Below are 16288 nucleotides of genomic sequence, written 5' to 3'. Positions count from 1 at the left end.
TTCCGATCGCATAACTTGGCCGAGAATGCCCCTAGAACAAGGCTTGCAGCGGAAAACCTGACCAGAGCAAACACTGCCTTGCCCGTTGCCAAGGGTCATAAAAATCACCTGTCGAAGGACAGGTGATTTTTGAAGGTTTCAGTAATTGCTGAGAAAATTACAAGAAAACTTTCATCGCCCCGATCAAGATGCCGACCGTGACTGCGAGCATGGAAGCCATGCGAATGGATAACTTAAGATCAGATTTAGCGATCTCTGCAGTCAGCCGATGATTAGTATTCGCGATCTCAGCAGTCGCCTTGCCAATTTCAGCAGCGAGGCTTGCGAGATCACTTTTCGTCGCGAGTAATGTGAGCATGTCAGATTCCAATGCTTGGATAACGGCTTCAGCTTTGAGCTCAGGTACGTCGATTGCGCGCAGTGCCTGATACATCGCCAGTTCCATTTTCATTAAGGCCTCCTGAAACAAAAAAAAGGCCTTCCCCACGACGGGAAAGGCCCGTCGTGGGTGGGAAAGTCATGCTTCCATCGACATCAAGTCGACTGTCCGCGCTGCCGGAAGCTATGCGGTCATATGAAGGATCCTGCGGAGAACCGCAGCGCCGTCTTGAAGATCCTGGCGGCTGGTGCTGAACGAATCAGCAAGATGCATAGCAAAAATGCCGCTGAGGGCGTTTGCTGTCAATCAGGAAACCGGTTAACGAGTGTTTCCTAATGTTGTGTGAGGCTTCTCGCTGCCTGGCGTCACCACCTTCAGATTCGGGTTGTTGAGGGACGAGTCGCTTATCAAGCCATAGTGCTTTTTCAAGAGATAGCCGTGTAAAAAACGTGTTCTGCGTGCACCGCTGAGCTCACATGTCCAGATGCAGCGACCGTTCGCTTGTATGCGGTGCAGTTTCATTTTTCCAAAGCGCTTTTGAACCCATTCCCAGTCAGGCTGCCACTGTTTTTTCGAGATGGAGGCGGGATGAGGGAATGCTTTCGCGTAACGTTGGAATATTCCGGGAGTGACCAAGAAGAGCGAGTCTTCGACGGAATGCACCAGCGCTTGATCGTCATTCATGATGATCTCGTGAGTGCGTACGCCTTCGATCAGCCACTCCATGAAGTGTTCGCCGCTTGGCTTCGCATGCTTTTCTGGCACAGGCGCTTCTTCTGTTGAGGGGGAAGATTCGGTGATAGGTCCGGAGTCGGAATCTTCAGGCCACTTGGGAGGCTCGCCGATTCGATTCGTTAATGAGTCGAAATAGTCGGTTGATGGTGTATCTGGCAGTGATGGATCTGATTGTGTGGCGATGGTCGCTGGTTTATGGCTCTCAGCTGCCGCGGTGGTCTGTGCAGGGGCTTTGGCTACTAAAGCTTGTTCGGCTTGAATAATGATCGCGCCGAGTGCGCCGGTATGTTCGCTATGGCCAGACCAGCGGGCCATGAGCGAGGCCCACAGTTCAGGGAAAGCGGAAAGCCAGTCCAGGATTTCGCTGCTTAATAGCTTGTGGATCATCAGGCCGGATGCGGGGCCGCGCAGTCGATAATCGAGGTCTTTTCGGTATCGAACTCGGTAAGGTCGAGTCAGCGGTCCGTGCCATGGGTGCCAGGCGCAGCCATCCAAATATTCGACGTGGAGATCAATCGCAATCTTGCCAAGGTTTTCACTCAGGATGGCGTATGCCAGTGCGGCATTCCACGCTTCCGTTTGGATGATCTGAATTTCTGGTGGAGCTCCTAGGGGCAGTAATCGTGATCGGCGAATTTTTAGAGCGTATGTAACTACTTCCAGGCCATGGTCCAGCATCCCACCGGAGTAAGCGTGGTGCTGATTTTCAGATGCTGGGAAAAGTTGAACCAGTTCGGCGTACCGTCTAATTGGGGCGAGATAAAGTTCATCGAATTGAGGGCGGGACATGGCGGTGCACTGCCAGATCTGCCTCAGCAACTTTTGTCTGCGGGGAGCGGCCAAGAGTGATTCCGCAGATTGGGGAGTGGTTAGGCCGGCGGGTGATGTTGGGCTAGCGGCAGCCCTAGTGTCGAGTGCACGCCGAAGCTTGCGATGGAACAGTGAGAACATAATTGCTCCTGTCGAGAGGGAAGGGAGGTATTCGCTTGACGACGACATGAAGCAGCACTTATGAATATGGATGAGTGCTTGGCTTCGAAGCGTCGATACAGACTTGTCAGTGGGCAAAGCGTGAGGCGGGCGAGCCGGATTAGTTGGCATTCCCTACGGCCAGCGGGCGGCTTCTGCGACGCCCTCAGTTATCCAAGCTTGCAGGGTCGTTCAGGTGACCGAAGCCGGGAATGCTCGCCGAGCAGGCATTCGATGCCTCGTGTCCATAGGACACGCAACCGGCAAGCGTAGAAAGATTAAATGCGTCACTACGCATATCCGTATTGGCTGGAAATACGCTTGGTCAAGTCGAGGCGCCAACGAGGCGCGAAGCGGGCGCGCACTCTTACGGCTCATTGACGTCGAAAGCCTTGAGCTATCGTCCGAGGTAGGTCGCAGTAATTTGTGTTCTCTCATGCCCGAGTTCACGGCTGATAATTTGTCGAGCAATACGGTCTTGAGAACGCTGCACTGGGGTCAATTCCCTGGAAAAGATTCCCCCTGCCGCCGGTGCCTTCCACCCTGTCAAAGCGAAGTAACGGCTTTGTGCATAATGATGACGTAGGCCATGCATGTGGCTCAGGCCTGCTGCCTTGCACTGACCATCGTAGGTGTTTCTCTGCTGGATATACGTTTTCTGAGCCGGGATTAATGAGCCGGCTCCCGCTAGCTGATGTGCCGAGTTCAGCACCTCGCGCTGTAGCGAAGTAGTGATCGGCACAGAGCGATCACGCCCACCCTTCGTCCACGAGCCCTTGAGGAGAATGTGATCTCCTTGATCCGCATACTTGGGTTGAAATTTGATCGCTTCCTCACGGCGTAGTCCAAACGCCGACTGAAGCTGGAGGCTCATGTGTACATGGGCATCGGTGATCTTGCCAAGGTCCGTTCCCAGTTCCTGAGCTTTGCTGACGTTGGTGACAAAACGCCGGTCGGCCACACCCAGTTGCGCGTTGTCCGCAGGGAGAATGCCAGCCTTACCGATTTTTTCAGCCCACCATCGAAGGTGCGCAAGCCGATTTTTGATGGTGCCAGGTGACAGACCTTCGCCTTGCCAGCGATCCAACAGTGCCACTACGTGTTTGCCCTTGAGCGAGGGGGCTTTCATCTGGCGGAAACCAGACTCGCGCAGTTGGCGGGCGATCAGCCCCAGTGAGCGGATACGGTCGGCCTGGGTATTGTGACTGCCATCGCGATTGCGTCGGCAAAGTTGCCGCAGGGTGTAGGTCAAATCGTCCATATACGATCCAAGCTCACAGGCTTTGACTTGTGTTGTTGTTCTGTCCTGAAAATCATTGGTAAGTGTTGGTGCCAACTCGCTAGGCGAGATCCCCGAAGGGCAGGGGCATGGTGTTCAGGAAACACCAGTGTCTCGACTGAGACGTCCGTCTTGCTTCCTGCTGGAAGATCGGACGGAGATGGAGCGGGATGAGCTGGTTTTTAGTGTTGATGAGTACTCCAAGGAAATGGATGGGATTGTTAAGTGGAAGCAGTCGGCATTGCGCAAAGGACCGCTGCCTAGGACGGTGCAGTAGCGGCATATCACGGAATAAATCCGATAGACAAAGGCGGCTCCGCCCACGGGTATGGGTCGGTATGCTTTTGGAACCTTGCATACCTGGCTAACTCCATCCTGATGGATCAGCGCTTGCAGGAGTTTCGCGCTGTTGGGATGACGACTCTCGAACCTGTCGTCTTAGGTTTTTGCTGGGTCAGTGTATGGGGGCATCATCATGTATGCCTCACTCTTTAGGGTTGAGGGTTTGCCCGTGATGTTGGGGCGTCGGCTGGGCCGTCACTGCGGTTTGCAGTGACGGCCCGGCTGATGGCTTGCGCGCCTTCGGGCAGAGACAGGCTCTGCTGCAGGGGCATATTTCCTATTGCCTGTGGTACTGACGCGGCCTTCGGCCTTGTCGGCTCCCTGCGCAGGGGCGGCATGGTCCCCATGCCACGCCTGCACAGGTAGCTTGTGGAAAAGCGGAGCACGGAGTTGCCTTGCCGATCAGTGCCGTGAATCGTACGAGCAAGTCGACGACTCAGGTTGACCGAGAGCTTTCTGTCGAAGGTCTGGGGCGGATGATAACTAGCGGTGACAACGTGGTAGTTGGAACCCATAGCGGCCCTTCGACGACGGTGGCTCGCGGCCAGAGGCTGCCCTTTGCAACAGGCAGAAATCGGCCAAAAGCAGACGGTGTGTTACCAATTGGCAGTCTATAATCGTACTCGGCGGGCAAAGTACACAGCTCCGTCTTAAATTCGATTTCTTTCCTTAGGTCAGCATCACCTTTCAACGCATCGATAGCGTGGATCTGTTCGGCTAGTTTTTTGAGTTGGCGAAATGCTGCGAGCTCCGACATACAAAATCTCTTGAACTTCAGGGGAATAAGAGCAAATATAAAAAAGGATCTACATTGCAGCTTTTGCATTTCTCTAATCGTCCTTGCTAATAAAAACAAAAGGGCCAGAGCCTTCCCTTAGCTGGCAAAATTTCGTTCAAGGCACGGACGATCGAAGAAAATCGTGAGCTATTACGACAAGCTCTTTAGCCCACTGTGTCTATCAGACTAGCTCTAATGTAGCGGTACCGTTGCCCCTCCTTCCATGCAGGCATAAAAATGCTACTTTTCAACCAATCGACCTTTGACATCCCCGCCTCCTGTGCGCGGCAACACAGCTGTAACTCGGATAACGCTTTGAAAACGGCAGTATCATACGCGGACACAGACTCAAACCATATTAAGCCTACCTGTTCAACTCGGCTCAAGCACTCATCTATGACTCTTTGCCGCTCTGATTCATTTACGCATTCAACGTAATAACCCACCACCGCAAAATCAAGTTCCGACCCTGATACCTGAAATAGGTATTTGCTCTGATCAACACTATTGAAACTCCACTGTGCCCAGCGATCGAACGCCTTTGTCCACAAAGCTTTCCTTACTCTCTCATCGGCCTCCTCAGCAAATGTTGTCAAACAATCAGCCACGAAACCGCGCGAGCCATTATATGGGGGATGGAGCGGATAAAGACTGATCGACGAAATATATATGCTTATGGCTTCGTCTGGGAGTGAGGCCAGTGCCTTACCAAGAGGACGCTGAAGAGCTGGGTATCTCAATGGATAAGTGTTGAATACAGCCATCCATTTTTCCCACTCTTTCAAGTCACTTGCAGTTGATGACATTAATTCGGTTACTGCTTCCTGCTCTAGATCGCTCAAACACGTAGTAGCCTTCATCCTCGACATCGAGCAATACACTGATGCGAAACGTCCAGCTTTGTTGCTTAGTTGCCGGCCAAGCAGCAGCTTTTGCTCCCTCGCAAGTGCATCCATTACAGCGTGCATCGTTAAAAACCCTTTTATACGACCAACCGCAAGCACAAGTTCAGGGAAGTCAAACCGGGCTAAACAGTTTGCGGCATGATAGATCGGTAGGCTAAGCCACAGAGTACTTTGAAATTGAGGATAGATATGATCAATTTTTACCCAGTCGCTGTCAGCCTCTGCTGTTTGTAGCGCTATTATCTGCTCTCTCTCCCATCGATCACTGTTCGATAAAGCGTTGATGTTGACGGAACTGCGAGATAGCAGACGTCCCATCAGCCCGATAACGTCAGAAGAACATTTCATTGCATCAGGGAGGCTATCCCATATTTTCCCCTCAACATTGCACGCAGATATCACCAAGAAAGCTGCAGCCAGACGTATCTCGTTCGGGTCATCCGCAACACTCCATGTCTCAATAACCTTTAGAGCCCAGGCAAGCAACGGTGCCCAGGTATTTAAATTTCCACGGTCACGTGGAGGTGAAAACCCAAAATCTCTCTCCAAGATTCTCATCCACTCGTTCTTGCAACTTTCATCGTTAAGCGCCTCGAGGGCATTGGAGACAGTGTTTGCCAACTCCAGCAAGCGAGTGGGTTCCTTAGCGTCTTTTACTTGCATGGCAGTCTCAATCAAAATTTTCAGCATTAATGAGTTTCCTCTGGCCACTTCCATACAAGGTGATCAGCCGTTTCAAGCTTAGCCCACAAACTGCTAAACGCCTCCGCGATCATCCGGCCGTTGTCAACTCTCTGGAGGATGTGGTGCGACTTTCCAAACTGATTAACAGAAATGCCCAAAGACCAAACCAGAACTCCTTCACGAGTGCCAGGAAAAATTAGAAAACGGTCATGAAAGTCCCAGCCGGCATCGCCATGCCTTGCACGAAACTCAAGATCGAGTCCGTTGTAATCGCTTTGACACCCGGCAAAGGCCGTGCGTTGGTTATCAATCCATACCTGAACACTCTTTTCGCCTGTTAACCCCCTTCCACTCTGCGCATTACCCATGGCTCGCATCTGCACACCTTCATACGGACAATAGAAGAGAGTTTTTAAAATGTCAGAGGCACTCAAATATGGATCCCAGAGCCAAACACCCCCTTCGCCATACGTACTGATGAGAAAACGCAGATCACTAATTGCTCTCAGGTGCTCGGCGTTACCGTTCCCCAAAACAGGTAGGTATTGCTTGAAGCGCCTCTGGGCAGCCAAGCTATCGGCCTCCTCATCATGAATCCGCTTTAAAACCCATTCCCTATGAGGTTTGGGTGCATCTCCAATTACATTGCTAGATTGAGCTGCTCTAAGACCAACTCGCTCCTGTTTTCCATCAGGCATATTAAAAATCCGGTCTTTAGCCGATATAGACATTCCTAAGGAAATTCGTTGGATGAAAGACGAAGGACGTGTCGCCCCCAATATCACACCAGTGATCGAATCCCAAATAGTGAGTCTGTGTTCGTCAACCAATGTTGGCATGGATACTTTATTAACACCTTCTGCAAGTGAAATTACGTTGAATCCACTTACGATCTTGTCGAACTCGGTAATGCAATTCAACGTCAATGGCCGGGGAGTAGCGCTGGGATGCCACGCTAGCTCTACAGAGAGTGTTTCAGTTCCCCTCTCAACAGTTGTAAGTGTGCGGATCAAATCGATAGGTAGTTGAAAAACTAGGTTTCCAAGCCGATCTGCGGCCTCCGCAATTTTAATTGGGATGTGCTTGGAAACCTTCTCAGAGAGTTTCAACAGGAACTCCGGCGTATCAAGCAATGGTTTGAGTTCAGTCTTTGTGTCGTCAAAAAACTCCACCACATACCCGCCATCCCAAAAATTATTCTTCAGTATCTTATTAAGAGTGACAACTTGGTTACTGTCCGCCGGAACAAACTGAGGTGCCATCAATTTTGTGGAGCCCAATCGAAGGGGATGGCCACTTAACTGCCAATCTCCAGCCGTCTTGAGCTGATCAACAGCGCTAAGCACATCAGCCACAGTTCGTTGGTATCTGCAGATGCCAAACTTCATATTTTTCAGCCCAGATACGCTGATGCGTCCTCCCAGCCATTGCAATCCACCCGTATCACATTCCTCACGCTCCTCTGCCACAAGTACTGTAAGCACATTAATCGGAGGCTCGCTCCCTATGAACGCCACGATTTCTGTTACCTCAAAATGTGTAAAAAACCCAATTACTCCAGGCTGGGATAGGGTTCGCAAATCGATTATGTCAACCTCTTGTTGGGCTGAAATATGCACAGTAGTCGCGTTTAGGGATGGATCTAGGTTGGTCATCGAAAAGAACTCACTGTTTGATCTATTACTTGAATTTAGCGGTGATTGCTCTCAGATCCACCAGAGTGTAGTGGCTAATTAGTCACGGACACGACGTTAAGTTTCTTCTCGGCTTGAGCCGGGGCCAGCCCATCGTTGAATTGGTGCTGCCGAATCCAGTTGTACCGATGCAACAAGTATTGACTAATGTCTCGGTGCGCTTCTTGAGTCGTCATGTAGCCTACGGGCGGTATCCATTCAATTCTCAAGCTGCAAAACACTCGCTCTATCGGTGCATTATCCCAACAATTTCCATGACGGCCCCTGCTTTGACTCATACTTTGGCACATGCGATGCCGACATGGGCGATTGCCTGCATTTGGCTCAAACCGGACTTTGGTGAGAGGCAGCTATTGGCCGGTTGCTGCCTGTCCCCAAGGCAGCTGACAACCCATAGCGGACGTTCATCGTCAGGTTGATAACGTCTCCTTTGCAGCGGGAGCGGCTTTTCATCTGTCAAGCTAGACGCCTGTAAACTCCCGTTCGACGCTTAACATGAGTAGACGGAGCCGGTTCGCAATGTGGACTATCGCTCAATGAAGGGCTATACGACATCATATTCCTCGCGTTCCCTGCTCCAGAACTTGCACTTTGAGGGGTAACGTCTTTAAGAGATATCGTCCTCTAGCCATCGCTTGGAACGAACGCGTGACGAATTTGTATGGCCATCGAAAAGGGAGGTTTGGTTTGGCGACAAGAGCTGGCTCTCATGCGGGACGTGGGTTCCGATATCAGGATGCGGTTGCGGCAAGCCTTGCCGTGGAAGGATTTGTCGGCCAGTTTGTGTACGGCAGCGTCGTCCCTGAAGGGGGTGACGATCTTGAGCTCCGGACGGCCAGTGCTAGAACGCTCGCGCAGGTCAAGTCACGACGCGACCACATGGGCCCGTTTTCAGCTCGCTCAGTGGCGGGCTTCGTCATGAAAATGTGGGACGGAAAGGGGCTTCAACCGGACGACCAATTTTTGCTGGTGCTCGAGAGCAATGTTGGTGAACGTTGCGCTGCTATCCGCCAGTTGCAGGACCTTTCCGCCTATCCGACCGTCGTAGTCGAGCTGAAGGGGCGCAAGGGGCTGGCTGGCCTCATTGCGCGAACCAAAGTGCTTGTGCTGCCTGACCCTCGCGGAAGCGCAGTAGCCCAGATTTCGGCCAGGCAGGCCTGCACCTCCTTCGAAGCCGAGATGTACTTCGCGGACCTCCTGGGCGTGGTGGGGTATCTTTCTGATGAGAACGGCACACGCGCGGCGAACGCCTATCTTGGGCTTGCCGTGTCTGATGTTCAGCAGCGGTTCGACGCGCTACAGCCGCTTATGACATCAGCGGTAGTTGAGGCAGCACTAACCGAGGGCTTCTGTTCAGCTGTGGACTTCTTGACGCCCGATGAGGATCCGCTGTTCTACTTGGGTGTCGATGCGCAGGCATCGCACGTAGCCGCAGGACTCGTTGTGGAACGTCCTGAGCTGCGTGCAGCCGTTCTAGATGGACTGGAGAGCCGCAGAAACGCGCTCATTCACGGCGCTTCCGGCTCAGGAAAGTCAGCAGTCCTTTGGGAAGCCGCATACGCCAGTCGCCACGCAGTGCGTTGGTTTCAGGTTCAGCGCCTGCCGCCGGCAGCCATTGCGTCACTTGTCCAGCTTGCGCGATCCAGACGAGCGACTGCGGATGCACCCGTAGGCTTCATCATTGATGACGTGGGCCGAGGGTTCTCAGAGGGTTGGACCGCGTTGACTGCGGAGGTAAATCGCACTCCCGGGCTGCTGCTCTTGGCATCTGTACGGGAGGAGGATCGCTACCCGCTGGTAGATAGCCGTCGCGCTGCCCAGGTCAAGGTTCAGGGTGACGACACTCTGGCTGAACGAGTGTGGAGGGAGCTGAGGGATAGAGGGCAAACCGCTTGGCAAGGATGGCGAGAACCTTGGACGCTGGCGGCTGGCCACCTGCTTGAGTACACCCACGTGCTTACCCAGGGGCATCGATTGAGCGAGACGCTGCACGCGCAGGTTGCGGCGCGTATTAACGATGTCAATCGACACGACGAGCTAGATGTCTTGAGAACGGTGGCTTGTGTGAACGCCGCGGGTTGCAGTGCCGAGGTGTCAGAGTTGCCTCGCGTCTTGTCCAAGCCCGCGACCACGGTCTCGCTCGCGCTGACCAGACTCAAAAATGAGCACCTGGTTCAAGACGCACATGACGGCAGGATAGTGGGGTTACATGAGTTGAGATCTGCAGAGCTCCTTCGCCTGTCTCACGAGTTCCCTCCGCCCTTGTTATCGACTACGGCCGCAACTGCGGTTTGGCTGGTGCCGGCATCCGAGATGTCTCGGTTCCTCGAGCGCACACTCTCTAGGCACGAGGAATGCGATGACGAAGTAATTGAAGGTCTGGCGCTTAGATTGGAGGCAGCACCGACACCGGCGCTCCTCGGCGCGATTCTGACGGGTCTGGACCGCACGAACGCGCATCGGGTGATCAGACGTTGGCTTCAGACCGTCGAAGCACAAGCAATTCCGAAGTCGTTGCAGGGAACGCCTGCCGGACTCGCGATTAGCGACATCGAGCCACCGGATATCGGTCCGACGGTACCTGCATCCCGACGCTTCACTGAAATCAGGACTGACGTTATCGCTTCAGGTTTAACCGCTCACTTTTTGGCTCGGTTAGCTCCAAGCGATCTGCGCCGCGTGCTCCAGGCGGCGAGCAGCGTGGGAGACTTGACCCGGCTCATGGCTTCGCTACTCGGTCAAGTCATCCCGACTTCGGTCTTGGGTGAGCTTGCCACTTTTTCCCCCCCGCTCGCCGACGCGGACTTTCAAGCCGTAGTTTCGCTACTCCAAGTCACAGCAAGGGTCGACAGGACGCTGGCGATCTGCTGGGTGAATGCAGTAGGGCAAGACGCATTGTTCCAGCGCTTCTCCGACAATGTGGCCTGGGCTGAGGCTCCGAGTCTGAGTCCATGTGAGGAAGGTCAAGAGGTTCGCTCAGACATCTGGTTTGTAGCTACCTCCGTGCAGACCGACCTTGACCACGACGTGTATCAGACTTGTAGGACCTTGTTGGCGCTTACTCCTGCAGCAGATATTGTGTTCAACACCGCGCTCGGAGCTGACGGGGCCATCGTCCCGTCCACAGCCGGGGACTACCCGCTTGCTCGCAAACGCATGCCCAGGGCGAACGTTCCTGCACCCGAGCAGGTCGCCCGCAATCGTGCGTGGCTGGCCATACTCAACGCTTACTTGGCTACTGAGAGTTACACCGCCTATCTAGCGCAATGCTTGGATCTGCTCAATCTGCTCGTCCCTAATCTCAGAGCGCTTCTTGACGGGCAGTTCAGAGGAAAGACAGATGCCACTGCGCTCAACGCCTTGGGGCGCGTATACGACGCAGCTATCAGTTTGGTGGCGCCACAGGAGGAGCCGCCAACTGCTGGAGTCCGGAGGTGGTCGAGGCTGCCATCGATCCTGTCCAGTTGCTCCACGGATCTTGTCCGGAGGTTTCTTGCGCTGCCGCAGGGTGCTCCGGCCTACATGGCCTGGCTTGCCGACATACAAAAGAGCATCGCGACTGCGGCGTCCGAGGAGCCATGGGATGTGTTATCAATCGAGGCTCCGAAGGAGTTGGGTGAGCTACGGCGCCTTGTAGAAATGTTGCAGACGATGGCCGGTGAGTCTGAGAAAAGAGGGCGGCAGCCGTTTCTCACCCACCGTTGTCGGACGGCACCAAAGGGGAGTGCGCTTGGCAAGGCGGCATTCGCCGCGCGCCGATATCGCGAAGCCGAGTTCAATAACTTGGAAGGTAGGCTAAGGGCCGAGCTGACCGCCATTAGCCCTGGCATCGGCGTTCATTTGCTGGCTGAGGCCACCATTCCCGAGGTGTGGCCGCCTGCGGATGTGCTGGTCACCTTGCCTGTGAACACCGATGGAACAGGCGTGGACTTGGCGAGTGGCTGGCCAGCCTGGCGTGCTCTCATTGAAGGCGGGCGCAAGATTTGCGTCCTGCCCGTCATGAACAGGTTCGGATTGACGAGCCTCGCTACATCTGGCTTCGACAGGCTGTTCCCGGTTCTACCAAATGAACTGGCGCAACCCTGGTGCGCCGCCGCAGGACTAAAGGCAGCTCCGATGGATTCGCTAAACGCATTTATTCGTCTCACCAATCCGTTGGCAGAGCTCCAGGGCATTGATGCGTACTGGAGTAGCAAGGGAATCAGGACGCCCGAGGAGGAGCGCATCTATCGGGCGGTCTCCAAGACTCTCGACGAAGCGAGAGAGGCTTGGAGCAACTTGGCGCTCACGGATGACATCAAGGGGGCTGGCCTGCAGCTCGTGGATGCCGCTCTTCAAGGCGAGTTCCCGATTGCGAATGCCGCCGCCAGGCTGCTGCATGGCGAGCGGACCCAGACTATCGAAGTCATCGAGTCATTCGTCCTAGGGCTTACCTTGTTCGACTGTCAGCGCACAGGTGAGCGCAGTGCACAAACTCGGCAATGGCAACCATGATCTACACCCACGTGCTCAAGGTGGGGGGGGCGGGGAGCCCTTTGGATTCCTGCCCAGAACTGATCCGCTGCAAAGCAGCCATTGCTGAACTTCCGCCTTACCACCTAAAGCTTTCGTCAGAAAGATTGCACTTGAAGGACTGCTCCTGGCCGGTAGCAGCTATTCAAAAGGGGCAGCTAACGGCCAAAAGCTGACAGTAGCTGCCGGAAAAAATAGTACCCTCTGTCTTTATACCTTTGAGCGCCAAGAAAACTGTGAGGCCCAAGCAGAGAGGTCTTGAGAGAAAAGAGGCGTTGGTGTATGCAAAGGAGTGGTTCAGGGCTTGCGAATTTCAAATCCCACCATTTTTTTTGGGAGGTCGTATAGTCTTTCAAAGCGGAGCGTGCCACCGGCAGCGGGTGGCCATGCCTGCTTGAGATTCTCTGAGACCCGGACTGTGTTTGTTCCAGAGCTCAACTTGGAGGCTTCCCAAACGCATTGCCCGATGGCCTTGGGCTGCATAAACGCCGAGGTGCCGACAAGCGTCACGATGGCTTTGCTGAGAGACAGACCTGCACCAATTGAAAGATTCGGTAGCTCAAACCTCTCCGCTAGAAGCTCATTGACGATTTGCCTGGTCTGCGTAACGCAGTTGTCAGCTACCTGATAGGCGGTTCGAACAGATTTGACGCGATCGTTAGCGTCGACCTTGAAGAGGATGAGCGCCCCGTCACCAAGGTATTCCGTGACGTGGCCATCCTCAAACAAGGCTGTTGTGGCTAATGCCGGCAGTAAGGCTGACGTTTCGTAGAAGACCCTTTGGAAACCGCTATCGATCGCCGGAAATTTCTGAAGATTTTGCAGGCGATCGGAAGAGTTGCGCATGTCAACGACGAGAGCGACGAACTCTGTCACCTCTGGCTTTCCCTGTTGTACATACGGATGCCCAGGAATGTTGCTTTCATTTCCCGCCCTGGATTCAATGGAGGCATTTATGCTGTCCATGATCATCCCGACCTTTTCCCACGTCCGCACAGCGCCGTCCAGGCCGTCGACTGCTGCTTTGCGGACGGCTGCAAGTTGATGGTTGTTCATTTAACTAGCTTCCTGAAATGACGTTTAACCCTGTCCCAGACCTGCTTCTCAACGGTCTCTGTCATTTCTTGAGGGTAATAGATGATGCTCAAGCCTATGAGGTCGCTGGGGAGCTTCACCTCTTTACCGCTAGGCGCCATCAACACTGTGCGCTTGCGGCCAAATCTACCCACGAAAAGACCGAGCTCGAACAAGACGTTGTCACGAGGCATGGATTTCTCTGTGCCCCGAGACTTAACGATGTCGTCGTCGTTGGCGACAACTACTGCGAAGTCCGAGTTGGTCAGCTCCGCTTCAAGGTCATCCATTGGGTAGCTAGATAGCTGGAATATCTGAGGCATGCTCCATGGGGCGTATTCAAGGTCGGAGTCATGTGTGAAATGCTGGATTCCGCTGTCGACGACTGAGAGGGCTTCGGCAGAAGAGATCGCAAAGATGCGATGCTTCTCACGCGGCCGGGCGACGTTGGCATTGCGTACGGCGATCCGTTTTGCGAGATCCCTTGCAAAGGCCAGCGTTGCTTCGGGAAATTGCAGGAGAAAACCTTTGAAATGCTCTTTTGAAAGTTGAACTGCCACCACTTCTTCGCGAGCGACCACGGTACTCGTACGTGTCGTGACGTGGACGGCAGCAATCTCACCGACGTGATTGCCCGCTTCGAAATTCTCAACCAGCACACGTTTGCCGATACTGATCGCCACAGAACCCGTTAGCAGAAAGAAAACGTCCGTGGCTGACTCGCCAAACGTAATGAGCGCCTCGCCAGCTTTGAAATCTTTCAGCTCCCCGTGCTCTGCCAAATAATCCGCACGTTGCCTGTCTTGTTTGACCAGCGGTTGCACCATGAGCTGTTCGACCAGCTCGTCACGGTCTTTCCTTAATCGCTCCAGCATCACTGCATCCTTGTTATGGGTAGTGGCTAAATGATGTCTTAGCCGGTGTGCCAGTGCAATAGAAGGTTGAGATGGGAGGTGGAGCCTGGAGGTAGCACGGTCAGGTCGAGAAAATTTTTCGAGGTGCCGTTCAACAGAAAAGGGGGCAGATTTATTTAATGCACTTGCAACGTCCGCTTCTGGCCCAGAGTGTGTAAAAACGTCAGATTGGGTTTTCTACATCCGCGCTGGGAGACCGTGCTCACGTTTTGCAACCTGATCAAGGTCACGACGTTTTCAGGAACAGTTGACGCGGCTCAGTAGTCTCTTAAAGCCCTTTGATGGGGTAAAAAAGGCCGTTTTTTACGCCATTAACGCTTTCATCAAGCCAGTGGTGCCGATGATTTTCATGACCCGCTTCAGGTTGTAGACAAGCACATTCAAGCTCATCTCGGCGCTTACCCCGTTAAGCTTTCGTGTCAGAAAGTGCGTCGCACCCATCCATTGTTTGAGCGTCCCGAAGGGATGCTCAATAGTCCGTTTTCGGATCCGCATCATCTCCGGCGCGTTGCTCAGCCTGTTCTGCATTTCCTCCAATACGGCTTCATGCTCCCATCGCCGAACTCGCCGTTGCTTGCTCGGTGTGCACTGCGGTTTCATTGCGCATCCCTGGCAATTAGAACTCCAGTAACGGTGCAACGTCAGGCCTTTTTCAACGCTGGAAAAGCGCCAGATCAACACCTCTCCAGCGGGACAAATGTATTCGTTTTTTGCCGCGTCATAGATGAAGGCATCATTATTGAAACGCCCGTCAGCCTTGGCTCCAGAGGTCATCGGCTTGGGCACATAGGCGGTGATGCCTGCATCGTGACAAACTAGGATTTGTTCGCTTTTGAAGTAACCTCGGTCAGCCACTACCGACAACGTATCTGACGCCATCGCCTCGCGGGCCTGCTTGGCCATCGAGCTGAGTAAATCGCGGTCGGAACCGACGTTGGTCACCTCATGCGCAACGATCAAATGGTGCTGGGTATCGACTGCTGTCTGCACGTTGTAACCGACGATTCCAGTGCCGCGCGTCATCATGGAACGGGCGTCTGGATCGGTCAGTGAGACCTGTTTATCCGGTGATTCGTTGAGCTGAGTTTCAATGACCTGCAACTCTTTCATCTGAGCTTTGAGCTTGTCGATTTTCTCTTGCAGACGAGCAGCCTTGGGCTGAGCGACCGAGGGTTCTTGCCGATCGGTTTCGTCGAGCGTAGTCAGGTACCGATTGATACTTGATTCAATTTCTTCCATCCGCCGTTTCAGCTTGGCGCTGGTGAAATTGCGGTCGCGGTTATTGACGGCCTTGAATTTACTGCCGTCGATGGCGACCAGGTTATCTTCGAACAGTCCTAGCTGCTGGCACAGCACCACGAACTGGCGGCAGACACCTCGGATGGCCTTGCTTTTGTCTTTTCGGAAGTTGGCGATGGTCTTGAAATCGGGCATCAAACGCCCGGTCAGCCACATCAGCTCGACGTTGCGTTGGACTTCTCGTTCAAGACGCCGGCTCGATGGAATGCGGTTCAGATAGCCGTAGATGTAGATCTTCAGCAGGATCGAGGGATGGTAGGCCGGCCTGTATCAGCAGGTAAGGCCCCCTCGAAACCTAGTTTGACCAGGTCCAGTTCGTCGACAAAGATGTCGACTACGCGCACCGGATTGGCATCCGTGACGTAATCTTCGAGGCTCGCGGGAAGGAAGGTTTCTTGGCCTCGATGTTCACCTTGGATAAAGCGCTTCATGGGCGATCCCTGCGATGAAATCCTCAGAAATCATAGCAGGGCTAAGAGCGGTATTCTGTTCAGATATTGATGCGTTTTTCAACCGCCTGTAGTTGCCTTACCGGGTCCCAACCACTCGGCGACGCTTGAGCTTTGCTCCACCAAAGCATTCCTTTAGATATCCATAATTTCCGCAAATCAGCATGAGCAGATGTTGCGTCATCATAGCCAAACTGCGTACCGCAGGACGGGCACATGCCAAACGAAGAGCAGCCAAACTCATCGTATGGAGGCTCTTCAAGCCCGGGGTATCC

At 53.7% G+C, this 16288-nt stretch carries 8 protein-coding genes and 2 pseudogenes; 1 reads left to right on the top strand and 9 read right to left on the bottom strand.

What is annotated here, in order from left to right; translation table 11 throughout:
- Nucleotides 1-157: 157 nt before the first annotated feature.
- The 6 genes and pseudogenes from BM321_RS22575 to BM321_RS22550 all read right to left on the bottom strand — a co-directional run.
- On the bottom strand, nt 158-451 hold the full coding sequence (locus BM321_RS22575) for a hypothetical protein (RefSeq protein ID WP_092346874.1): 294 nt from the start codon (nt 449-451) through the stop codon (nt 158-160).
- Between the two features lie 246 nt (nt 452-697).
- Nucleotides 698-2065, bottom strand: a complete 1368-nt coding sequence (gene mobH / locus BM321_RS22570; protein WP_092444846.1) for a MobH family relaxase — start codon at nt 2063-2065, stop codon at nt 698-700.
- 415 nt (nt 2066-2480) lie between these two features.
- Nucleotides 2481-3344 carry an integrase domain-containing protein gene (locus BM321_RS22565; protein ID WP_092444844.1) on the bottom strand — a complete coding sequence of 288 codons (864 nt, stop codon included), beginning with the start codon at nt 3342-3344 and terminating at the stop codon, nt 2481-2483.
- A 1302-nt stretch (nt 3345-4646) separates the two neighbouring features.
- Nucleotides 4647-6077: a hypothetical protein gene (locus tag BM321_RS22560; protein WP_092444843.1), complete on the bottom strand. Its 1431-nt coding sequence runs from the start codon at nt 6075-6077 to the stop codon at nt 4647-4649.
- Nucleotides 6077-7726: a VPA1262 family N-terminal domain-containing protein gene (locus BM321_RS22555; RefSeq protein WP_092444841.1), complete on the bottom strand. Its 1650-nt coding sequence runs from the start codon at nt 7724-7726 to the stop codon at nt 6077-6079. Before BM321_RS22555 ends, BM321_RS22560 begins: the two co-directional genes overlap by 1 nt.
- 74 nt (nt 7727-7800) lie before the next feature.
- Nucleotides 7801-8037 (bottom strand): annotated as a pseudogene (locus BM321_RS22550) (IS3 family transposase); the annotation flags it as partial.
- A gap of 376 nt (nt 8038-8413) precedes the next feature.
- Between BM321_RS22550 and BM321_RS22545 the strand changes: the two are divergent.
- Nucleotides 8414-12259 (top strand): hypothetical protein, encoded by a 3846-nt coding sequence (locus BM321_RS22545; protein WP_139230528.1) that lies wholly within the window; start codon nt 8414-8416, stop codon nt 12257-12259.
- A 315-nt stretch (nt 12260-12574) separates the two neighbouring features.
- On the opposite strand, the gene BM321_RS22540 is transcribed toward BM321_RS22545, so the two are convergent.
- From BM321_RS22540 to BM321_RS22530, 3 genes and pseudogenes are all read right to left on the bottom strand, one after another.
- A complete protein-coding gene (locus tag BM321_RS22540; protein ID WP_092444837.1) occupies nt 12575-13333 on the bottom strand; it encodes a hypothetical protein in 759 nt (252 codons plus the stop codon).
- Nucleotides 13330-14226, bottom strand: coding sequence for a TIR domain-containing protein (locus BM321_RS22535; protein WP_092444835.1), 897 nt, complete (start codon nt 14224-14226; stop codon nt 13330-13332). The genes BM321_RS22540 and BM321_RS22535 overlap by 4 nt, the downstream gene beginning before the upstream one ends.
- Before the next feature lie 342 nt (nt 14227-14568).
- Nucleotides 14569-15995, bottom strand: a pseudogene (locus tag BM321_RS22530) (IS1182 family transposase).
- Between the last annotated feature and the right edge of the window lie 293 nt (nt 15996-16288).

The organism is Pseudomonas sp. NFIX10, assembly GCF_900111955.1.
GTDB lineage: Bacteria > Pseudomonadota > Gammaproteobacteria > Pseudomonadales > Pseudomonadaceae > Aquipseudomonas > Aquipseudomonas fluorescens_AA.
The sequence above is the reverse complement of the archived record's forward strand: the minus strand, read 5'-3'. Positions and strand labels throughout refer to the sequence as shown.